This window comes from Enterobacter sp. RHBSTW-00901, assembly GCF_014103115.1.
GTDB lineage: Bacteria > Pseudomonadota > Gammaproteobacteria > Enterobacterales > Enterobacteriaceae > Enterobacter > Enterobacter cloacae_P.
This window is the reverse complement of sequence record NZ_JABXPB010000001.1, coordinates 823,421-845,445: the sequence shown is the minus strand read 5'-3', so window position 1 is coordinate 845,445 and position 22,025 is coordinate 823,421. Positions and strand designations below refer to the sequence as shown.

The following is a 22,025-nucleotide window of genomic DNA, read 5'->3' as shown; positions in this document are numbered from 1 at the left end:
ATCAGAAAATACGTTCCTGATGTACCCACACGGCGGCTTCGACGCGGGATTTTAACTTCATTTTCTTCAGCATGTGTTTGACATGCACTTTGACCGTGCTTTCGGTGATATCCAGGCGACGGGCGATCATTTTGTTCGGCAGGCCCTGGGCAATCAGCTTCAGAATATCGCGCTCGCGCGGTGTTAACTGGCTGACGTCACGGTCAGAGGTGGCACGGTTTGCCCGCAGGCTGGCGGCCAGCACTGGCGTTAATGCTTCGCTCAGTACCATCTCTCCGGCGGCAGCCTGTTGTAACGCCTTGAGCAGATCTTCTGGCTCCATATCTTTTAGCAGATAGCCGTCTGCGCCGCGCTTCAGTGCCGTGACGACATCTTCTTCGTGGTTCGAGACGCTAAAGACCACCACGCGGCCAGAAAGTGATTTTTCCCGCAGCTTGTCGAGGGTTTCCAGACCGTTCATGCCGGGCATATTCAGATCGAGTAAGATCAGATCGGGATCGAGGGATTCGGCAAGCTCAATACCCTGTTCGCCATTGCTGGCTTCGCCAACCACGGTGATATCGGGTGCCATGCTGACCAGCTGTTTTACGCCAGTACGCAGCATCGGATGGTCGTCGATCAACAGGATGGATGCCGGTTCCTGATTAGTCATGGTTTTCTCCTTGAGCAGTTGTAAGCGGTTTTTCGGGAATAAAGGTGACCACGACTTCAGTGCCACCGGGCTCTCTCCGACGAACCTGGCAATCGCCGCGCAGGCTTTGCGCGCGGTCTCGCATGATAATTAAACCATAGTGGTTAGTTCTTTCGGCATTTTCCGGCACGCCGCAGCCGTTGTCCTGAACCGTGAGCTTCACCTGATTCGTGTGCTGGCTGACGGTTACCGTTACCGCCGTCGCGCCGGAATGTTTGAGCACGTTGCTCAGGGCTTCGCGGGCGATCTGCAATAAATGGATGGCCTGATGGGAAGGGACGAAACGCGGGGGGAGCTGGTAATCCAGCTTCACCGGGAACCCCAGTCGGGCGCTAAATTCTTGACAGCTGGACTCCAGCGCGGGACGCAGGCCCGGTTCGGTCAGCTGCAGGCGGAAAGTGGTCAACAGCTCGCGAAGTTGTATCCAGGAGGTATTCAGCTCGTTGCGGATCTGGCTCAGTAACTGTTTGCTGCTTTCCGGCATGCCCGCATCCTGCATCTGCAGGCAGCTCACCTGCATTTTCATACAGGAGAGCGACTGGGCAATGGAGTCGTGAAGCTCACGGGCGATGGTGGCGCGTTCTTCCATGACGATCAACTGCTGCTGTTTTTCCTGATGCCTGTCGAGCGCCAGCGTGGCCGTTAACTGCTCCACCAGAGTATCTACCAGCTGCTGTTGGTCGTGGCTGAGGTGGCGTCCGGCAGGTAGCGTTGCGAGTAAAATACCGTACTGCGTGTGGCTGTCTGTCAGCCGCCACTTAAGCGTTGTGCCGCTGGTGGTCAGAGGCGGTAAACCGCGTGGGCAAAGGTGACACCCTTTGTCATCGCAGGACATGTCCGACTGACAGGTAAATTCCTGATGATTTTCTTCATCTTCAACGTCGTAGACCCGCAGCTCCAGGTCATGGAGTAGCGTCAGGTTTTGCAGGCCGTTCAGTACCGGAGAGAGCCGCTCGCACAGCGGCACCTGCATATGCAGACGTCGGTTGGCCTGCCACAGGAACGAGAGGATTTCGTTTTTCTGCTCAAGCCCGGCCGTTTTTTCCTGTACCCGTTGCTCCAGCACCGCGTAGCTTTCTGACAGCTCTTCCGACATGGTATTGAGCGCCTGACCCAGCATCGCCATTTCGTTACGCCCGCTGATATGGGTACGCTGCGTAAAGTCTCTTGCCGTCACGGCGCGCGCCATCGCCAGCAGCTGTTTCCACGGATTCAACAGCCGCGCGCGTAGCCAGACGATGGTGAAAATCAGCAGCAGCGCCATGAACAGCGCCATCGCGCGGTGAACCATCACCACGCGGTTAATGCGTAGCTCAGTAGCTTGATCAAAAGAGGAGACCAGCGCATCAATGCGTGAAACGAATCCGGCAACATCCTGGGCGACGGTGTCGGCGCGTGCTGCCTGTTTTAACCCTGGCTCCAGTTGCGTGTGCCAGTAGTTCTGCAGTGATTTAAGCTGAGACTCTTGTCCGGCGCGAATGGCGGCCTGTTCCAGCGCCGGGCTGAATGCGGTACGCTCCATGTCGTCAACCAGCTTCTGGTCATCCTGCGTCAACGGTACCGACGCCAGCAGACGGTAACTCTGCATGCGTAGTGAACCTGCCTCATTGATGGCATGTGCATTACCCTGTACCCCCTGTACCAGCCAGCCAGAGATAGCCATGCCAGTCACACCGATAGCAGTAGACAGCAAGACAATAAGCGCCAGCTGGTTAACCAGCGTCAACGGGGATAAACATCTTTTTAACATAGAGTTGCCGGGCTCCTGACGTGGCCTGCTTGCAGGAATGGCCGCTATTCTCGTGCATACCCTGGAGTATACCCATACCAATAAAGGATTACCTCTAAATTGCCAGTGGGGTAATGGTCAGGAGGAGGGATGCACAGGGATGCTTCAGTACCGTGAAAAACCACATCTTTTTTACCACCAAAGTCTACCCACTAAGAGTGATGGCTTTTTTTTCGCCGCAAATCCTCCCACTTTTCCTTTGATTTATATCAACTTACCGCCGCCCTAAAACCCTAATGTTTGCAGCATCATTCGAGAATCAGAGGTGTCTATGAGTCACTCATCCGCTCCCGAAAGGGAAAATGGTGCCGTTATTACAGAATGGCGTCCGGAGGATCCGGCGTTCTGGCAACAGCGCGGCCATCGTGTAGCAAGTCGTAATTTGTGGATTTCCGTTCCGTGTTTATTGTTAGCGTTTTGCGTATGGATGCTGTTTAGTGCCGTGGCGGTTAACCTGCCGAAAGTCGGTTTTGCCTTTACCACCGACCAGTTGTTTATGCTGACCGCACTGCCGTCGCTGTCAGGCGCACTGTTGCGTGTCCCTTACGCATTTATGGTGCCGGTCTTTGGCGGTCGTCGCTGGACGGCGTTCAGTACCGGTATCATGATCGTGCCTTGCGTGTGGCTCGGTTTCGCCGTGCAGGATACTTCCACGCCGTTTAGCGTGTTCGTGATGATTTCCCTGCTGTGCGGTTTTGCCGGTGCTAACTTTGCTTCCAGCATGGCAAACATCAGCTTCTTCTTCCCGAAAGCGAAGCAGGGCGGTGCGCTGGGTATTAACGGCGGTCTGGGGAACATGGGCGTGAGCGTGATGCAGCTGATTGCACCGCTGGCGATCTCTGTCTCCATCTTCGCGGCCTTTGGTGGCGGTGGTGTTGAGCAGGCGGATGGGTCTTCCCTGTACCTGCAGAATGCGGCCTGGATTTGGGTACCGTTCCTGGTGGTATTCACTCTGGCAGCCTGGTTCTTTATGAATGACCTGTCTGCGTCGAAGGCGTCGCTGAGCGAGCAGTTGCCGGTACTGAAGCGCGGTCACCTGTGGGTGATGGCGCTACTGTATCTGGCAACGTTCGGTTCGTTTATCGGTTTCTCGGCGGGCTTTGCCATGCTGTCGAAAACGCAGTTCCCGGAAGTACAGATCCTGCATTTTGCGTTCTTCGGTCCATTTATCGGCGCGCTGGCGCGTTCTCTGGGCGGGATGGTGTCTGACCGTCTGGGCGGGACCCGCGTCACCCTCGTGAACTTTGTTGTGATGGCTGTCTTCTGTGCGCTGCTGTTCCTGACGCTGCCGACAGGCGGACAGGGTGGTAACTTCATCGCCTTCTTCGGCGTGTTTATGGTGCTGTTCCTGGCGGCCGGTCTGGGCAGTGCTTCAACCTTCCAGATGATCTCCGTTATCTTCCGTAAGCTGACGATGGATCGCGTGAAAGCGCAGGGTGGAAGTGAAGAGCAGGCAATGCGTGAAGCTGCGACCGATACTGCGGCGGCGCTGGGCTTTATCTCGGCGATTGGCGCGATTGGCGGCTTCTTTATCCCGAAAGCGTTCGGTATCTCCCTGGATCTGACCGGTTCTCCGGCCGGGGCAATGAAAGTGTTCCTCGTCTTCTATATCGCCTGCGTCGTGATTACGTGGCTGGTATATGGCCGTAATACCAAGAAAAACAAGTAAGTTTGATTATCCGTTTGCGCGGCCTCCGGGTCGCGCTTTTTTTTGCTACGACAACATATCTTTTGTAATTGCTTTACCTGCCTGCAAACCTAGCTGGTGATAGGCTTCCCATTGTTCCTCATCAAAGAACTGATCCCCTGTTGTTTGCTGTGGAAAATCGCTATGACGTTTTGCATAGCGCTCGGTGTCTAACCCCATGCCTTCCAGTAAGTGGGGTTTGACGACAAGCAATGTCCCTTTCATGGCGGGTTTGCCATCCTGTGCCGGGTAAAAAATGGTTGCCTTAATGAGAGGAGGAGTAATATCGCCTTTTTTTAATGTTGTAACAGCGCTGAATTCAGGGCCAGGAGAGGGGGTAAACACGATAGAAATGGCGTAATCAATCCGCGCTTTACGCACCAGATTTTCCAGATCGTCGAAGATAAACTCGGGGTCTGCGCCGCAGTCGGCAACGACGATGGTTTTAACCCGACGTTTCAGGAGGGGATAAACACCTGTATTTTCGAAATGCCCGCCATCCGAGAGATACCAGTATTCGCTGTTTTTACCGGGAAATTGGGCAAACATTTCGGCGAACAGGGCGGGAATTAAAGACGATTTGTTGGCTTTGGGGGTGAGATTCTTTTCCCAGTAGCCTAACCGGCCGCCAATCAGAAAAAGGATTAATGCCAGCCCCGGAGATGTCAGCGATCCCATTCCTGCTGCGGCTGCGGCCCCTGAGATTGCCACCCATTTTGATAATGTCGAACTCTCCAGTTCGGAAGAGGGCTTTGGAAAAGACGTTCCTGTTTCAAAACCAAATGAACTGACCGTTAACGCAATTCCTTTTCTGTCGGCGTTATAGTTTCCTGAACGGTCGTCTACCGTCTGGTTAATACAACAGGTGATGAGATGAATGGGTCCCTGATTGTTATGCGGCTGATAGTCTTTGAATTGCACGTCATCCATTGGCAGCGCATCGGTGACTTTCTTGATATCACCAGGCTTATGATCAAACCAGTCAATTAATGGGCTTTGCTTAAAACGGTTATTGTGCGAAGAACCCACATTGGCAACCGACAGCCACGCCCGCTCAATACGTGAACGATAGAAGTTATGCAGGGAGCTTAGATTCAGAAATTTGATTATTCGCTCCGGTTTACAGAGATAGCTGAGGAAACCCACGATTGCTAAACCCAACAGTGAGGGGTACAAGGCATAACGGAAAAGAGATGTGTAACTGAGAATATGGATTTCTGCGGCACATACAGTGACCAGCGAAAACAGTAACAAAAGGTAGCCAAGAATGTTGGCACCTTGCGTCAAACTGATTGAGATACGAGGGCCACTTTTTTTCATTTTACTGAGTAATTTTTTTACGCCATTCACTTCCCAGACGGCTTTTAACAGCGCCAGAAGTGTGGGGGGGATCAGCGCATCTGAAACTGAAATTCCTCTGGACCAGAGCAACCCCAGACCATAAATAATCCACAGACACAGGATTACCCCTGCCAGCCACAGGCAGTTTGCCATCGCCCGGGTGAGTTGCTGTCGGAGCGTTCCAGGGTCAGGACTGAGTATTTTCAGTGGGGCGCTAACGCATTTTATATTAATAAGCGTGATAATGAGCAGGGCGATCAACGGGATGTACGGTTGTACAAAATAACCGGGTAATTGGGTTATCCATGCGAACAGCACATAACAAAGCGTCGTAATCGTGAACGCGATTTTTAGCGATTTTTTGGGTTTGTTTACATCAAGTATCCAGTAAGAGAGCGACAGTGCTGCAGAGAAATAGACTGGAATGGCGAGCGCGATAAGCCAGGGGGGCGTTGCCAGTGCTTTGGGCTCTAAGACCAACAGGGTATTCAGGCTGATGGCAATACCGCTCACGACCAGACACATTAATGTCAGGAGAAATAACGACGCCAGGAAAGAGCGGAAAATTTGCGTGATCGCCAGCGATTTGTCGAGAAACCCCGCAGGGGTAAGATACCGGCCATTGTTTCGTAGCCATGCAAGCAAAATGGTGTCATCACTGGCAAGTGATTGCTCTACCGGGCGGTTCGTTGGCGGTAAAGCATATAAACGTCCCAACATGCCCCCTAAATATCCCCCACCTGAGACTGTCGACAGGTAATCTATTTTTTTTAGCAGCCCTTTTTTGGCCAGCGCGCGCACCAGACCCAGACAAAATGTGGCACTGCGAATTCCGCCCCCTGACAGCGCCAGACCCACGGTGCCCGTGTCATCGATTTCATTTAAACCCAGCTCTTTTCGGCGCGTGTTGATAGCTTTATTTTCTATTTCTATGTCAGATGTCTGGACATGAAGGGGGGACGGTTCACTCATCATTAAATCCTGGGTGGGGAATTTGGGATATTTAAAAGAACTCTAGACGATGAAATAAACAATGAGACTCATGCACTGTTCTTAAACCCCCAAAAATACCTACCACTTAATAACTAATCGTCGTGGGTTTTTACAACTACAGTGATGGATGTTTGTTAAATTCATTTAAAAACAGATGGTTAGAAAATTAAAGTCGCTACTTCTTTGGTGGTATTTCGCGTAACCCTCCATAAAACAGACCCCTCCGCCCTTGATCGTTATCAATTCTCCCTCTCTTTCAGGGCGTTACCTTCGCTGCAAATCAGCAATGTCGATTTAGAGAGCCACAGGCTCCACACAGGAGATACCCGATGAGCAAATTTTTGGACCGGTTTCGCTACTTCAAACAGAAGGGTGAAACTTTTGCCGATGGGCACGGCCAGGTTCTGGAGACCAACCGGGACTGGGAAGACGGTTACCGCCAGCGCTGGCAACATGACAAAGTGGTTCGTTCGACCCACGGCGTAAACTGCACTGGCTCATGTAGCTGGAAGATTTTCGTTAAAAATGGTCTGGTAACCTGGGAAATGCAGCAGACTGATTATCCGCGCACCCGTCCGGATATGCCGAACCACGAACCGCGTGGCTGTCCGCGTGGCGCAAGCTATTCCTGGTATCTCTACAGCGCTAACCGTCTGAAATACCCTCTGATGCGCAAACGCCTGATGAAAATGTGGCGTGAAGCGAAAGTTCGTTACAGCGATCCGGTTGATGCCTGGGCGTCCATTATCGAAGATGCCGACAAAGCCAAAAGCTTCAAACAGGCCCGCGGGCGCGGCGGCTTTGTCCGTTCCTCCTGGAAAGAAGTGAATGAGCTGATTGCGGCCTCTAACGTCTACACCGTTAAAACCTACGGCCCTGACCGCGTGGCGGGCTTCTCGCCAATTCCGGCGATGTCGATGGTTTCTTACGCTTCTGGCGCGCGCTATCTGTCCCTGATTGGTGGTACCTGCCTGAGCTTCTACGACTGGTACTGTGACCTGCCGCCGGCCTCTCCGCAGACGTGGGGCGAGCAGACTGACGTGCCTGAGTCCGCTGACTGGTATAACTCCAGCTACATCCTTGCCTGGGGCTCTAACGTTCCGCAGACGCGTACCCCGGATGCTCACTTCTTCACTGAAGTACGCTACAAAGGCACCAAAACCGTTGCGATTACACCTGACTATGCGGAAATCGCTAAACTGTGTGACCTGTGGCTGGCACCAAAACAGGGCACCGACTCCGCAATGGCGCTGGCGATGGGCCACGTCATGCTGCGTGAATTCCACCTGGACAAACCAAGCCAGTACTTTACCGATTACGTGCGTCGTTATACCGACCTGCCAATGCTGGTTATGCTGGAAGAGCGCGACGGCTACTATGCCGCGGGCCGTATGCTGCGTGCTGCTGACCTGGTCGATGCACTGGGCCAGGAAAATAACCCGGAATGGAAAACCGTTGCCTGCAACAGCAACGGCGAACTGGTTGCGCCTAACGGCTCTATCGGTTTCCGCTGGGGTGAAAAGGGTAAATGGAACCTGGAACAACGCGACGGTACGAGCGGCGCGGAAACCGAGCTGTGTCTGAGCATGCTGGGCAGCCAGGACGATATCGCTGACGTTGGCTTCCCGTACTTTGGCGGCGATGGTACCGAACACTTTAATAAAGTTGAACTGCAAAACGTACTGATGCACAAGCTGCCGGTGAAACGCCTGCAGCTGGCGGACGGCTCTACCGCACTGGTGACTACCGTTTACGATCTGACAATGGCCAACTATGGTCTGGATCGCGGTCTGAATGATGAAAACTGTGCCACCAGTTATGACGACGTGAAAGCGTACACTCCGGCCTGGGCGGAGCAGATCACCGGTGTTCCACGCGCGCAGATCACCCGCATCGCACGCGAGTTCGCGGAAAATGCCGATAAAACGCACGGTCGTTCGATGATCATCGTCGGTGCCGGTCTGAACCACTGGTATCACCTCGATATGAACTATCGCGGTCTTATCAATATGCTTATCTTCTGCGGTTGTGTAGGCCAGAGCGGCGGCGGCTGGGCACACTATGTGGGCCAGGAAAAACTGCGTCCGCAGACCGGCTGGCAGCCGCTGGCGTTTGCTCTTGACTGGCAGCGTCCTGCGCGTCACATGAACAGCACGTCTTACTTCTATAACCACTCCAGCCAGTGGCGTTACGAGACGGTTACCGCGCAGGAATTATTATCACCAATGGCGGATAAATCCCGCTACAGTGGCCACCTGCTTGACTTTAACGTTCGCGCTGAACGTATGGGCTGGCTGCCGTCTGCACCACAGCTGGGCACTAACCCGCTGCGCATCGCGGAAGAAGCGAAGAAAGCCGGTATGACCCCGGCGGATTACACCGTGAAATCCCTGAAGGACGGTTCCATTCGTTTTGCGGCTGAGCAGCCAGAAAACGGTAAAAACCACCCGCGTAACCTCTTTATCTGGCGCTCCAACTTGCTGGGTTCATCCGGTAAGGGCCACGAGTACATGCTGAAGTATCTGCTCGGTACTGAAAACGGTATTCAGGGTAAAGATCTTGGCAAGCAGGGCGGTGTGAAGCCGGAAGAAGTGGAATGGCAGGACAACGGCCTGGACGGGAAACTGGATCTGGTGGTGACGCTGGACTTCCGTCTGTCCAGCACCTGTCTGTATTCCGACATCGTGCTGCCAACCGCCACCTGGTATGAAAAAGACGACATGAATACCTCGGATATGCATCCGTTTATTCATCCGCTGTCTGCCGCTGTTGACCCAGCGTGGGAATCGAAAAGCGACTGGGAAATCTACAAAGATATCGCGAAGGTATTCTCCGAAGTCTGCGTGGGCCATCTGGGTAAAGAAACGGACGTGGTTACCCTGCCAATTCAGCACGACTCCGCTGCCGAACTGGCGCAGCCACTGGACGTGAAAGACTGGAAAAAAGGCGAATGTGACCTGATCCCGGGCGTGACGGCACCGCACATTATTGCGGTTGAACGTGATTATCCGGCGACATACGAGCGCTTTACCTCTATCGGCCCGCTGATGGAGAAAATCGGTAACGGCGGTAAAGGCATCGCCTGGAATACCCAGAGCGAAATGGATCTGCTGCGTAAGCTCAATTACACCAAAGCAGATGGCCCGGCCAAAGGCCAGCCAATGCTGAACACCGCAATTGATGCTGCAGAGATGATCCTGACCCTGGCACCAGAAACCAACGGTCACGTGGCCGTGAAAGCATGGGCGGCGCTGAGTGAGTTTACCGGGCGTGATCACACGCACCTGGCAACGAATAAAGAGGAAGAGAAAATCCGCTTCCGCGATATTCAGGCTCAGCCGCGCAAAATTATCTCCAGCCCAACCTGGTCAGGCCTGGAAGATGAGCACGTGTCTTATAACGCCGGTTATACCAACGTTCACGAGCTGATCCCCTGGCGTACCCTGTCCGGTCGTCAGTCGCTGTATCAGGATCACCAGTGGATGCGTGATTTCGGGGAAAGCCTGCTGGTTTACCGTCCGCCAATCGATACCCGCTCAGTGAAAGGGGTGATGGGCAAGAAATCCAACGGTAACCCGGAAAAAGCGCTGAACTTCCTGACACCGCACCAGAAGTGGGGGATCCACTCCACCTACAGCGACAACCTGCTGATGCTGACGTTGTCCCGTGGTGGCCCGATTGTGTGGATGAGCGAAGCGGATGCCAAAGATCTGGGTATTGAAGATAACGACTGGATCGAAGTGTTCAACAGCAACGGTGCGTTGACGGCCCGTGCGGTAGTGAGCCAGCGTGTACCCGCCGGGATGACCATGATGTACCACGCGCAGGAACGTATCGTTAACCTGCCGGGTTCAGAAATCACCGAGCAGCGTGGCGGTATTCACAACTCCGTGACCCGTATTACGCCAAAACCGACCCACATGATCGGCGGTTATGCGCAGCTGGCCTACGGCTTTAACTACTACGGCACCGTAGGGTCAAACCGCGATGAGTTTGTGGTGGTTCGTAAGATGAAGAATATTAACTGGTTAGACGGCGAAGGTAATGACCAGGTACAGGAGAGCGTAAAATGAAAATTCGTTCACAAGTCGGCATGGTGCTGAATCTGGATAAATGCATCGGCTGTCATACCTGCTCAGTCACCTGTAAAAACGTCTGGACCAGCCGTGAAGGTATGGAATACGCCTGGTTTAACAACGTAGAAAGTAAACCAGGCACTGGCTTCCCGACCGACTGGGAAAATCAGGAAAAATGGAAGGGCGGCTGGGTCCGCAAGATCAACGGTAAACTGCAACCGCGCATGGGTAACCGTGCAATGCTGCTGGGTAAAATCTTCGCCAACCCACATCTGCCGGGTATTGACGATTACTACGAGCCGTTTGATTACGACTACCAGAATCTGCACAACGCGCCGGAAAGTAAACACCAGCCGATTGCCCGTCCACGCTCACTGATCACCGGTCAGCGCATGGACAAAATCACCAGCGGGCCGAACTGGGAAGAAATTCTGGGCGGCGAGTTCGAAAAACGCGCCAAAGATCAGAACTTCGAAAACATGCAGAAAGCCATGTATGGTCAGTTCGAGAACACCTTCATGATGTATTTGCCGCGCCTGTGCGAGCACTGCCTGAACCCGGCGTGTGTAGCAACCTGCCCGAGCGGAGCCATCTACAAGCGTGAAGAAGACGGTATCGTACTGATTGACCAGGACAAGTGTCGTGGCTGGCGCATGTGCATCACCGGTTGCCCGTATAAAAAGATCTACTTCAACTGGAAGAGCGGTAAGTCAGAGAAGTGCATCTTCTGTTATCCGCGTATCGAAGCGGGTATGCCAACCGTCTGTTCCGAGAGCTGCGTAGGCCGTATCCGTTACCTCGGGGTGCTGCTGTACGATGCTGATGCAATTGAAAATGCGGCCAGCACCGAGAACGAGAAAGATCTGTACCAGCGTCAGCTGGACGTGTTCCTCGATCCGAACGATCCGAAAGTGATTGAGCAGGCGCTGAAAGACGGTGTCCCGCAGAGCGTGATCGACGCGGCACAACAGTCTCCGGTGTACAAAATGGCGATGGACTGGAAGCTCGCTCTGCCGTTGCACCCGGAGTACCGCACGCTGCCGATGGTCTGGTACGTGCCGCCTCTGTCTCCGATTCAGTCTGCTGCTGACGCGGGTGAACTGGGCAGCAACGGTATTCTGCCAGACGTAGAAAGCCTGCGTATTCCGGTTCAGTACCTGGCGAATCTGCTGACCGCTGGCGACACCCAGCCAGTGCTGCTGGCGCTGAAACGTATGCTGGCAATGCGTCACTTTAAACGTGCGGAAACCGTTGATGGCGTTAACGACACCCGTGCGCTGGAAGAGGTCGGTCTGACTGAAGCGCAGGCGCAAGAAATGTACCGCTATCTGGCGATTGCCAACTATGAAGATCGCTTCGTGGTACCGAGCAGCCACCGTGAGCAGGCGCGCGAGGCCTTCCCGGAGAAAAGCGGTTGTGGCTTCACCTTTGGTGATGGTTGCCACGGTTCAGATACCAAATTCAACCTGTTCAACAGCCGACGCATCGACGCCCTGGATGTGACCAGCAAAACGGAGCCGCACCAATGATTGAACTCGTCATTGTTTCGCGTCTGCTCGAGTACCCGGATGCTGCGCTTGCGCAGCATCAACAGGAACTCTTTGATGCACTCGCGTCATCTGAAAACCTGGATAAAGAAGATGCCCGGTCACTGAGCGCTTTCCTGCGCGACCTGCTCGCGCGGGATCTTCTGGATGCACAGGCTGACTACAGCCAGCTGTTTGACCGTGGCCGTGCGACGTCGCTGCTGCTGTTTGAACACGTTCACGGCGAATCCCGCGACCGTGGTCAGGCGATGGTTGACCTGATGGCACAGTACGAGCAGCACGGTCTGCAGATTGACAGCCGCGAGCTGCCGGATCATCTGCCACTCTATCTGGAGTATCTGGCCCAGTTGCCTGAAGAAGAGGCGCTCGGTGGTCTGCAGGACATCGCACCGATTCTGGCTCTGCTCGGTGCGCGCCTGAAGCAGCGTGAAAGTTGCTATGCGGTGCTGTTCGACCTGCTGGTGAAGCTGGCGAAAGCGGCTGTCGACAGTGAGAAAGTGGCGGAAAAAATCGCGGATGAAGCCCGTGATGATACGCCTCAAGCGCTGGATGCGGTCTGGGAAGAAGAGCAGGTGAAATTCCTGGCTGACCAGAACTGTGGTGAATCTGAAATCTCAGCTCACCAGCGTCGTTTTGCCGGAGCGGTTGCCCCGCAATATTTGGAAATCTCTAACGGAGGACAGCACTAATGCACTTCCTGAATATGTTCTTCTTTGACATTTACCCGTATATCGCGGGCACCGTGTTTCTGGTGGGAAGCTGGCTGCGTTATGACTATGGTCAGTACACCTGGCGTGCTGCCTCCAGCCAGATGCTGGATCGCAAAGGGATGAACCTGGCGTCCAACCTGTTCCACATTGGGATCCTGGGGATTTTTGCCGGTCACTTCCTCGGTATGCTGACTCCGCACTGGATGTATGAAGCCTGGCTGCCAGTCGAAGTGAAGCAGAAGATGGCGATGATTGCGGGCGGTGCCTGTGGGGTGATGACGCTGGTGGGTGGGCTGCTGCTGCTGAAACGCCGTCTGTTCAGCCCGCGCGTACGTGCCACTACCACCGGGGCAGATATCCTGATCCTCTCGCTGCTGATGGTGCAGTGTGCGCTGGGTCTGCTGACGATCCCATTCTCTGCTCAGCATATGGACGGCAGCGAAATGATGAAACTGGTCGGCTGGGCGCAGTCGGTGGTGACTTTCCACGGCGGTGCGTCTGAGCATCTCGACGGTGTGGCATTTGTCTTCCGTGTACATCTGGTGCTGGGGATGACGCTGTTTGTGCTGTTCCCGTTCTCCCGTCTGGTTCATATCTGGAGCGCGCCAGTCGAGTACCTGACGCGCAAATACCAGATTGTTCGTGCCCGTCGCTAATTCGTTGTTTTGATCCCAACCCCGCACTCGCGGGGTTTTTTTTCGCCCCAGCCCAGGTTGTTGCCTGCTGCCGCAAACAGAATCAGCGCACCACCTGCCAGTTGCGTGATGTTCAGCGAATGTCCAAATACCAGGTTATCGACAATGATTGCCACCACCGGATAAATGAATGACAGGGAACCCGTGATTGGCGTCGGGAGTTTCTGAATGGCGCTGTACAGCAGTTGGTACATGATGCCGGTGTGGACAATGCCCAGCGTTAATAAAATCGGCCACGTAAAGTCGCCCGAGAAGGCAGGTATCTGCGCCAGCGGCAGCAGCATCGCCACGCCGGTTAGCACCTGGATAAAGGCGATATGCTGCGGCGCAATGGACCTGAGTTTGCGGGTAATGATTGCTGTCAGCGCGTAGAAGAAGGCGGCTCCCAGCGCCAGACCGATACCGGTGAACCATTCGCCACTGTGCGCGCCAGTTAACTCGCTGGAAAGCAAAATGACCACGCCGCCGAAAGCGAGGAACAGCCAGCCCCATTTTACCAGGCTGACGCGTTCGCCTAACAACATCCCCATCATCACCAGCATAAACGGTTGGGTGTTATATACCACGGTAGAAAGGCCAATCGAGATGCGTTCGTAGGCTGCGAACAGCAGTAGCCAGTTCACCACTAACGCAATGCCGCCGAGAACGGCCAGCAGCAGCGTGATTCGGGTCAGCGGACTGAATGGCTTGTTACTCATCCGGATAAAAATAAAAAGAGCGATAGCGCCGATAAAACAGCGCCAGAACACCACTTCGGTCACCGGCAGGCCGGAGAGTAAAACAAACGCTCCGATAGAGCCGGAAATTAACATCGCCAGGCTCATTCGCCATACGCCTTTTTGCAGATCACGCATCATCCACCTCCTGATTAATGATGCTATTGTCGAAAAAGTCTGCCGGGTTTTACAGGGGTGATATAAGGTGAAATACATTAATGGCTTTTTAAAATCAGGTGAAAACGATGGAATACCTTCCCGATGATATCGACCGGCAAATTTTAACCTGCCTGGTGGAGGATGCGCGCGTGTCGCTGAAGGTGCTCAGCGGGCGTATTGGATTGACATCGCCCAGCACGGCGGAGCGTCTGAAAAGGCTGGAAGAGCGCGGCGTAATTCAGGGTTATGGTGCGCGGGTGAATCTGGGGGCGCTAGGGTATACGTTGCAAGCGCTGGTGCGCGTGCGGCCTTTGCCGGGGTTGTTGCATAAGGTGGATAAATACATTCAGGCCATGCCGGAGTGTATTGAGAGCGATAAGGTGACCGGGGAAGATTGTTTTGTTATCAGGCTGGTTGTGCGGTCGATAGAGCAGCTTGATACACTGCTGGATGGCCTGGCGGAGCACGCCCAGTGCAATACGTCGATTGTGAAAAGTTCACCAGTGAAGCGCCGGTTACCGCCGATGTAGTCGTCTGTGTTTGGGTTGATTCAGAAGTGATGGTGGTGGGGGAAGGATGACCCGGCGCGTTGCGCCTCGCCCTTCGGGTCGTTGCCTGCGGAAACGCTTTCTCGCTGCGCTCGAATCGAACCTTAGTCGACGCTTCTCATCCTTCCCTGCAACAGAAGAACATAGGGGTAACTGAGCTAATTTGAGTATTTGTGCTTTATGGAAATGATGGTGGTGGGGGAAGGATTCGAACCTTCGAAGTCGATGACGGCAGATTTACAGTCTGCTCCCTTTGGCCGCTCGGGAACCCCACCAGGGGTAATTCAAATTTTGAGGTAATGCTGAGAGATGGTGGTGGAAGGATTATTCGTCGCTTCACTCCTCACCCTTCCCGATAAGTGCAAACATCACGTTTCCACATCGGTGTTACCACATCGCTGTGGTGAATAATGGTGGTGGGGGAAGGATTCGAACCTTCGAAGTCGATGACGGCAGATTTACAGTCTGCTCCCTTTGGCCGCTCGGGAACCCCACCACGGGGTAATGCTTTTTACTGGCCTGCTTCCTGTTGGAAGCGGGGCGCATCATATCAAATGAGACGCCCCTGTAAAGTATTCCTTTAGGAAAACTGAGTTGTTTGCCTGCTTTTTATCCGTAAAGGCGCAAAGCTAATCAATTCATTTTCCGAAAGATTAAAGAATGATGGTTCTGTTGCCGTAGACAAAGACGCGCTGTGCCAGCACCTGATACAGCGCACGGCTCAGGACGTTTTTCTCCACATCACGTCCGGCACGCATCATATCTTCCGCCGTATAGGTGTGATCCACATGAATCACGTCCTGCATGATGATTGGGCCTTCATCCAGATTGTCATTCACGTAGTGCGCGGTTGCACCGATGATCTTCACGCCGCGCTCGTAAGCCTGATGATACGGGCGTGCACCAATAAAGGCTGGCAGGAATGAGTGGTGAATATTGATGATCTTGTTCGGGAAACGTGAAACGAAAGACGGCGTCAGTACGCGCATATATTTCGCCAGTACCACGTAGTCCGGATTATGGGCTTCGATGGCCTGCGCCATCAGGTCGTCGTGCTCTTCACGGGTATGACCTTCATGGCTCACCAGCTCAAACGGAATATCAAAACGTTCGACCAGCGTACGCAGTGTCTCGTGGTTGCCGATAACAGCGGCGATTTCGACGTCCAGGCCGCCGTAGTTCGCTTTCATCAGCAGATCGCCCAGACAGTGGGCTTCTTTCGTCACCAGAATCACAATGCGACGACGGCCGGCGGGTGTTAACTCGCGCACGGAGCCTTCTGGCAGGGCGCTATCAAGGTCGGCAAGCAGGGTGGTGTCGTTGAAAATCCCCTCCAGTTCGGTACGCATGAAAAAGCGACCGGTACGGTGGTCAACGAACTCGTTGTTCTGCACGATATTCAGTTCATGTTTGTAACAAATGTTGGTAATTCGTGCGATCAGCCCTTTTTGATCGGGACAGATGGTGCGCAGAACTTTACGTTGTAGTGATTGCATCGCCGGGAAATCCTGTTTATGTATTTGCGAAATCTGGGTTGTCAGGCATTACTGCCCGCAACACTTTTTAAATTTTTTACCTGAACCACATGGGCAGGGATCATTACGACCAAACTGAGGGCGCGTTCCGTCAATATAATACCATTGCCCGCTTTCCTTTAAGAACCGGGAACGCTCGATAATGGCACCTGGTTTATTTTGTTCGGTAAACCGGGCGACAAAACTGACGTAGCCTTCATTGTGGTCACTGTCTGTTGCGAATTCATAGACGGTGAGCCCGAGCCAATGGGTGTTGGCAAATCCGGCTTCTATATCTTGCCTGAAACTGGCGGCATGACAGGATGGGTGCCAGGTTTTGATCAGGTAGTCTGCGTCTTTGATCACAAAAGCAGTATACCGCGAACGCATTAGGTGTGACGGGTCTGGTGCAACCTGTTCACCAGAAAGATATCGCTGGCAACATAGGCTATACTCCAGAGCGCTACCACAAGGGCAGAGTTGAGACACGATTCTCTTCCTGGAACAAAAATAAGGGCGTAAAACGCTTCGGGTAGCACCATGTTAACTGAGCAGATGCGTTGACGCTATGTCAGGAATCCAGGGGAAGTAAAACAGGGCTAATGAGAAAGGTTAAAATTGGACTGGCGCTGGGCTCAGGTGCAGCCCGGGGGTGGTCACATATCGGCGTGATCAATGCCTTAAACAAGATGGGTATTGACGTCGATATTGTTGCAGGGTGTTCTATTGGTTCGCTGGTCGGGTCTGCATACGCCTGCGGAAAGCTTCCGGAACTTGAAACCTGGGTGCGCCCTTCAGCTACTGGGATGTGCTGCGCCTGATGGATCTTTCCTGGCAGCGTGGCGGGTTACTGCGCGGTGAGCGCGTGTTTAACCAGTTCCGCCAGATTATGCCTCTTGATGACTTCAGTCATTGTCAGATGCCTTTTGGTGCCGTCGCGACAAACCTGAGTACGGGACGTGAGCTTTGGCTTACCGAAGGGGATATCCATCTCGCTGTTCGCGCCTCCTGCAGTATGCCGGGGTTAATGGCCCCTGTCCTGCATAACGGCTACTGGCTGGTTGATGGTGGGGTGGTGAACCCCGTTCCCATCTCCCTGACGCGAGCGATGGGGGCCGATATCGTGATCGCCGTGGATTTGCAGCACGATGCGCACCTGATGCAGCAAGACCTGATGCCAGTCAATCTTCAAAGTGATGATGCCGACGGTGAGAAACTGGCATGGCATGAACGTTTACGTGGACGAATTGGCCGTGTGGCAGCGCGTCGCGCAGTGACCGCGCCGACGGCGATCGAAATTATGACCACCTCCATTCAGGTGCTTGAAAACCGCCTGAAGCGCAACCGTATGGCAGGCGACCCTCCGGATATTTTGATCCAGCCGTATTGCCCGCAGATTGCAACCCTTGATTTCCATCTGGCTGAGGCCGCCATTACTGCGGGCGCTGTAGCCGTCGAAAAGAAAATGGATGAATTGTTGCCATTTGTGCGGGCAGCACGTTGAGCACCCTTTTTTTGATTACTTAAGCAAAATCTGACAGGCGATAGTATCGATAGCATGCCACTATTTAGTTACTGTCAGTCAGGGGAGGTACCATGACGCAGCCATTGGCCGGAAAACAAATTTTGATTGTTGAAGACGAGCCCGTTTTCCGCTCGCTGCTGGATTCGTGGTTATCCTCACTGGGTGCAATCACTGCACTGGCTGAGGATGGTATCGACGCGCTGGAAAAAATGGTCAGCATCACACCCGATCTGATGATCTGTGATATCGCGATGCCGCGGATGAATGGCCTGAAGCTGGTTGAGCATCTGCGTAATGAAGGCGATAAAACCCCCATTTTGATGATTTCAGCGACGGAGAATATGGCGGACATCGCCAAAGCATTACGCCTGGGCGTTCAGGATATTCTGCTTAAACCCGTTAAGGATTTGAACCGTCTGCGTGAAACGGTGTTGGCCTGCCTTTATCCAAATATGTTTAATTCCCGGGTAGAGGAAGAGGAGCGTCTTTTCCAGGACTGGGATGCTTTAGTCAGCAACCCTCCGGCGGCCGCAAAATTGTTACAGGAACTCCAGCCTCCGGTACAACAAACTATTTCACATTGCCGAATAAATTATCGACAGTTGATGGCCGCCGATCAGCCTGGACTGGTGCTGGATATTGCGCCATTGTCTGATGCGGATCTTGCGTTTTATTGTCTGGATGTTACCCGGGCAGGAGACAATGGTGTATTAGCGGCGTTATTACTTCGTGCGCTATTTAATGGCCTGTTGCAGGAGCAACTATCGCATCAGGGACAACGACTCCCTGAGTTAGGCAGTTTACTTAAACAGGTTAATCAGCTTTTTCGCCAGGCCAATTTGCCGGGACAGTTTCCGCTATTGGTCGGTTATTACCACAGCAGTTTGAAAAATCTTATCCTCGTTTCAGCGGGTCTGAATGCCACTCTGAATACCGGGGAGCATCATATTCAGGTGAGCAACGGTGTGCCCCTTGGCACACTGGAGACGGCTTACCTTAATCAAATTAGCCACCGCTGTTCCTCCTGGCAGTGCCAAATTTGGGGTGCCGGGGGGCGGTTACGCTTAATGTTGTCCACGGAATAAGCAGTTGGTTCTTATTCGTAAGATTGCTTTTCCTGTGTTTTGCCGGGAGTGCTACTATCACAGCCCAGATTCATGCGTATTTATCCTAATTGATCGGCAACGCGTTCTTTTCAGACCCGGACTGTAAGGTGAGACTGATATACTCGACGCGTTATTTAATGCATAAAAGTTCAAAACTTGAACAGCTCAGGAGAATTTCAATGGCTGCCCTAAATTCGAAAGTCAGAAAGGCCGTTATCCCGGTAGCGGGATTGGGGACCAGGATGTTACCAGCAACTAAGGCAATTCCTAAAGAGATGCTGCCTTTGGTTGATAAGCCATTAATCCAGTACGTCGTTAATGAATGTATCGCCGCCGGTATTACTGAAATTGTGCTGGTTACGCATTCATCTAAAAACTCAATCGAAAACCATTTCGATACAAGTTTTGAACTTGAAGCTATGCTGGAAAAACGTGTTAAGCGCCAGCTGTTAGCTGAAGTTCAGTCTATTTGCCCTCCACACGTTACCATTATGCAGGTGCGTCAGGGGCTGGCTAAAGGCCTGGGTCACGCGGTACTGTGCGCACACCCTGTCGTGGGCGACGAACCTGTCGCGGTGATCCTGCCAGACGTTATTCTGGATGAATATGAATCCAACCTGTCTAAAGACAACCTGGCTGAGATGATTCACCGCTTTGACGAAACCGGTAGCAGCCAGATTATGGTTGAGCCTGTTGCCGATGTGACAGCTTACGGTGTCGTTGACTGCAAAGGCGTGAATCTGGAACCTGGCGAAAGCGTGCCAATGGTGGGCGTTGTTGAGAAACCAAAAGCAGACGCAGCACCGTCTAATCTGGCGGTTGTAGGCCGTTATGTCCTGAGCGCTGAAATCTGGCCACTGCTGGCGAAAACCCCTCCAGGAGCGGGTGATGAGATCCAGCTGACCGACGCTATTGATATGCTGATCGAGAAAGAAACCGTTGAAGCCTACCATATGAAAGGTAAGAGCCATGACTGCGGGAATAAGCTCGGTTATATGCAGGCATTTGTTGAATATGGCATTCGCCACAATACGCTGGGTGAAGAATTTAAAGCCTGGCTCAAAGACAGTATGGGTATTAAAAAATAACCCGGGCTGTAAATGAACAAGACCGGTGTGGCGATGCCCACCGGTTTTTTTATGCCCATAACAACCTGTGACAGGCTCAGACCGTAAGGAATGTTAAATAGTCCATTGTCACTATATGACAGAGTGTAAGGGGATGTTTGACGTGAATTTCAGATACAAAAAATCCCGCATTAAGCGGGATTTTTCAGAATGCGTCCTGATTAATCCTTGATCAGGAAGTCATCCAGCTGTTTGCCTTGCTCATCCATTGCTTTCTTGATAACAGCAGGAGTACGACCCTGGCCAGTCCAGGTTTTAGTTTCGCCGTTTTCATCAACATAGCTATATTTAGCAGGACGAGCAGCGCGTTTGGCTTTGGTACCGGTTTTAGCAGCAGCCATGCTGTTCAGCAATTCGTTTGGATCGATACCATCAGCAATCAGCATTTCACGATATTGCTGCAGTTTACGAGTGCGTTCTTCGATTTCAGCTGCAGCAGCGCTTTCTTCTTCACGACGTTCATTAACTACAACTTCTAATTTTTCCAGCATTTCTTCAAGCGTTTCAAGGGTACATTCTCTTGCCTGCGCACGAAGAGTACGGATGTTGTTCAGAATTTTAAGTGCTTCGCTCATTGTAGTAATCTCAAACTTATAATGGGGGGGTGGTTTGTTGACCTAATAATAGAGCGATAATTTGAGTTGTGCAATAGGTGGGAATGTAAGGAATTCAAAAAATACTAAATAATGGTCGCTATTATTAATTACGCTAACTTAAATTTCATCAGGTCCCGGACTGCGTGTTATCACGGTAACCTGCTTAACAGGGTCGGTTACATGTTTTTTTTGTGACATTTACCGCAGGAATTATAGTTGCGGCGGATAAATATCAGCCTTTTGTATTACTTCGCAAAAGCGGTGTAAAGGCAAAAATAGTTAATAAATAGTGAATTTTAATGAACCTGGATTCCAGTATAAAAAGAAGTGTTATCTTTGGCCGATGCCATAACTTATTGGCGATGCTTAATGCGTTTACTGCATGTTTTGACGCATTATTTTCTTAATTTACGGGTTTTTACCCACGTCCTGAGCCCGCAGGGTCTGTGCAGTGTGTCGCTGATGGTGAGGCAAAATATGGTACAATGAATCATTGGGAATATTACACATTGATTAGGGTTTTACGGCCAATGGCACAACTTTATTTCTACTATTCGGCAATGAATGCCGGGAAATCTACGGCGTTACTGCAATCCTCCTACAATTATCAGGAAAGAGGTATGCGTACCGTGGTTTACACCGCTGAAATCGACGATCGCTATGGCGCGGGCAAGGTGAGTTCCAGAATAGGTCTCTCGTCGCCTGCCAGACTGTATAACCCGGAAACCGACCTGTTGCAGGATATTCGCACAGCACACGCTGCACAGCCTATTCATTGCGTTCTGGTTGATGAAAGCCAGTTCCTTACACGTGAACAGGTTCATGCGCTTTCAGAGGTCGTTGATGAGCTTGATATCCCCGTTCTGTGTTATGGGTTGCGTACGGATTTCCGGGGGGAATTATTTGCCGGGAGCCAGTATTTACTTGCCTGGTCCGATAAGCTTGTTGAACTGAAAACTATCTGTTTTTGCGGCCGTAAAGCCAGTATGGTGCTTCGTCTCGATCAGTCCGGAAAGCCTTATGCGGATGGTGAGCAGGTGGTGATAGGGGGCAATGAGCGTTATATCTCGGTTTGCCGTAAACACTATAAGGAAGCATTGGTGGTAGGTTCACTGACGGCGATTCAGCACGACAACCGGAAATAATGAGCCGCTGAATGTTTTCAGCTTAATATGCAGACATAAAAAAACCCGCCAAATGGCGGG

Annotated in this window: 16 protein-coding genes, 2 tRNA genes, 1 other RNA gene and 1 pseudogene; 10 read left to right on the top strand and 10 right to left on the bottom strand. The window is 52.5% G+C overall.

The genetic code is table 11. The annotated features are described in order from the left end of the window. Position 1: 1 nt before the first annotated feature. Together narL and narX are read right to left on the bottom strand one after the other, a co-directional pair. Positions 2 to 652 carry a two-component system response regulator NarL gene (gene narL, locus HV318_RS04200; RefSeq protein WP_003856701.1) on the bottom strand — a complete coding sequence of 217 codons (651 nt, stop codon included), beginning with the start codon at positions 650 to 652 and terminating at the stop codon, positions 2 to 4. Further along, positions 645 to 2,441, bottom strand: a complete 1,797-nt coding sequence (narX, locus tag HV318_RS04195) for a nitrate/nitrite two-component system sensor histidine kinase NarX (RefSeq protein WP_182271696.1) — start codon at positions 2,439 to 2,441, stop codon at positions 645 to 647. The genes narL and narX overlap by 8 nt, the downstream gene beginning before the upstream one ends. A gap of 310 nt (positions 2,442 to 2,751) precedes the next feature. Here narX and HV318_RS04190 point away from each other — a divergent pair, with 310 nt between their 5' ends. Continuing rightward, positions 2,752 to 4,149, top strand: coding sequence for a NarK family nitrate/nitrite MFS transporter (locus HV318_RS04190; RefSeq protein ID WP_182271695.1), 1,398 nt, complete (start codon positions 2,752 to 2,754; stop codon positions 4,147 to 4,149). A 45-nt stretch (positions 4,150 to 4,194) separates the two neighbouring features. Here the strand turns inward: HV318_RS04190 and HV318_RS04185 are convergent, their stop codons facing one another. Further along, on the bottom strand, positions 4,195 to 6,483 hold the full coding sequence (locus HV318_RS04185) for a patatin-like phospholipase family protein (protein ID WP_182271694.1): 2,289 nt from the start codon (positions 6,481 to 6,483) through the stop codon (positions 4,195 to 4,197). 347 nt (positions 6,484 to 6,830) lie between these two features. Here HV318_RS04185 and HV318_RS04180 point away from each other — a divergent pair, with 347 nt between their 5' ends. From HV318_RS04180 to narI, 4 genes are read left to right on the top strand one after another with little or no spacing between them, the layout of a single operon-like run. Next, the gene (locus HV318_RS04180; RefSeq protein ID WP_182271693.1) at positions 6,831 to 10,574 is read left to right on the top strand and encodes a nitrate reductase subunit alpha; all 3,744 of its coding nucleotides are present in this window, start codon (positions 6,831 to 6,833) and stop codon (positions 10,572 to 10,574) included. Beyond that, complete coding sequence (gene narH, locus HV318_RS04175) at positions 10,571 to 12,106, top strand: nitrate reductase subunit beta (RefSeq protein WP_182271692.1); 1,536 nt, start codon at positions 10,571 to 10,573, stop codon at positions 12,104 to 12,106. The genes HV318_RS04180 and narH overlap by 4 nt, the downstream gene beginning before the upstream one ends. Continuing rightward, entirely contained in the window at positions 12,103 to 12,813 is a 711-nt protein-coding gene (narJ, locus tag HV318_RS04170) for a nitrate reductase molybdenum cofactor assembly chaperone (RefSeq protein WP_182271691.1), read from the top strand. Before narH ends, narJ begins: the two co-directional genes overlap by 4 nt. Beyond that, positions 12,813 to 13,490, top strand: coding sequence for a respiratory nitrate reductase subunit gamma (narI, locus tag HV318_RS04165; RefSeq protein WP_182271690.1), 678 nt, complete (start codon positions 12,813 to 12,815; stop codon positions 13,488 to 13,490). Before narJ ends, narI begins: the two co-directional genes overlap by 1 nt. On the opposite strand, the gene HV318_RS04160 is transcribed toward narI, so the two are convergent. Then, complete coding sequence (locus tag HV318_RS04160; RefSeq protein ID WP_182274525.1) at positions 13,487 to 14,383, bottom strand: DMT family transporter; 897 nt, start codon at positions 14,381 to 14,383, stop codon at positions 13,487 to 13,489. The genes narI and HV318_RS04160 overlap by 4 nt on opposite strands. A gap of 107 nt (positions 14,384 to 14,490) precedes the next feature. Between HV318_RS04160 and HV318_RS04155 the strand changes: the two genes are divergently transcribed. Then, positions 14,491 to 14,934, top strand: a complete 444-nt coding sequence (locus HV318_RS04155; RefSeq protein ID WP_182271689.1) for an Lrp/AsnC family transcriptional regulator — start codon at positions 14,491 to 14,493, stop codon at positions 14,932 to 14,934. Positions 14,935 to 14,964: 30 nt separating this feature from the next. Here the strand turns inward: HV318_RS04155 and HV318_RS04150 are convergent. The 5 genes from HV318_RS04150 to HV318_RS04130 all read right to left on the bottom strand — a co-directional run bounded on the left by HV318_RS04150 (position 14,965) and on the right by HV318_RS04130 (position 16,955). After that, positions 14,965 to 15,095: non-coding RNA, RtT sRNA (locus HV318_RS04150), on the bottom strand. 47 nt (positions 15,096 to 15,142) lie between these two features. Next, positions 15,143 to 15,227: transfer RNA gene (locus HV318_RS04145), tRNA-Tyr, on the bottom strand. Positions 15,228 to 15,363: 136 nt separating this feature from the next. After that, positions 15,364 to 15,448: transfer RNA gene (locus HV318_RS04140), tRNA-Tyr, on the bottom strand. A gap of 157 nt (positions 15,449 to 15,605) precedes the next feature. Continuing rightward, positions 15,606 to 16,448 (bottom strand): formyltetrahydrofolate deformylase, encoded by an 843-nt coding sequence (gene purU, locus HV318_RS04135; RefSeq protein WP_010432980.1) that lies wholly within the window; start codon positions 16,446 to 16,448, stop codon positions 15,606 to 15,608. A 48-nt stretch (positions 16,449 to 16,496) separates the two neighbouring features. Then, entirely contained in the window at positions 16,497 to 16,955 is a 459-nt protein-coding gene (locus tag HV318_RS04130) for a YchJ family protein (protein WP_182271688.1), read from the bottom strand. Positions 16,956 to 17,068: 113 nt separating this feature from the next. Here HV318_RS04130 and rssA point away from each other — a divergent pair. The 3 genes and pseudogenes from rssA to galU all read left to right on the top strand — a co-directional run bounded on the left by rssA (position 17,069) and on the right by galU (position 20,185). Further along, positions 17,069 to 17,970: pseudogene (gene rssA / locus HV318_RS04125) on the top strand (patatin-like phospholipase RssA). Between the two features lie 92 nt (positions 17,971 to 18,062). Continuing rightward, entirely contained in the window at positions 18,063 to 19,076 is a 1,014-nt protein-coding gene (gene rssB / locus HV318_RS04120; protein WP_182271687.1) for a two-component system response regulator RssB, read from the top strand. 200 nt (positions 19,077 to 19,276) lie between these two features. Then, positions 19,277 to 20,185, top strand: a complete 909-nt coding sequence (galU, locus tag HV318_RS04115; RefSeq protein ID WP_182271686.1) for a UTP--glucose-1-phosphate uridylyltransferase GalU — start codon at positions 19,277 to 19,279, stop codon at positions 20,183 to 20,185. Between the two features lie 200 nt (positions 20,186 to 20,385). Here the strand turns inward: galU and hns are convergent, their stop codons facing one another. Continuing rightward, positions 20,386 to 20,799, bottom strand: a complete 414-nt coding sequence (gene hns, locus HV318_RS04110; RefSeq protein ID WP_008502781.1) for a histone-like nucleoid-structuring protein H-NS — start codon at positions 20,797 to 20,799, stop codon at positions 20,386 to 20,388. Positions 20,800 to 21,350: 551 nt separating this feature from the next. Here hns and tdk point away from each other — a divergent pair. Beyond that, positions 21,351 to 21,965 (top strand): thymidine kinase, encoded by a 615-nt coding sequence (gene tdk, locus HV318_RS04105; protein ID WP_182271685.1) that lies wholly within the window; start codon positions 21,351 to 21,353, stop codon positions 21,963 to 21,965. Positions 21,966 to 22,025: the final 60 nt, after the last annotated feature.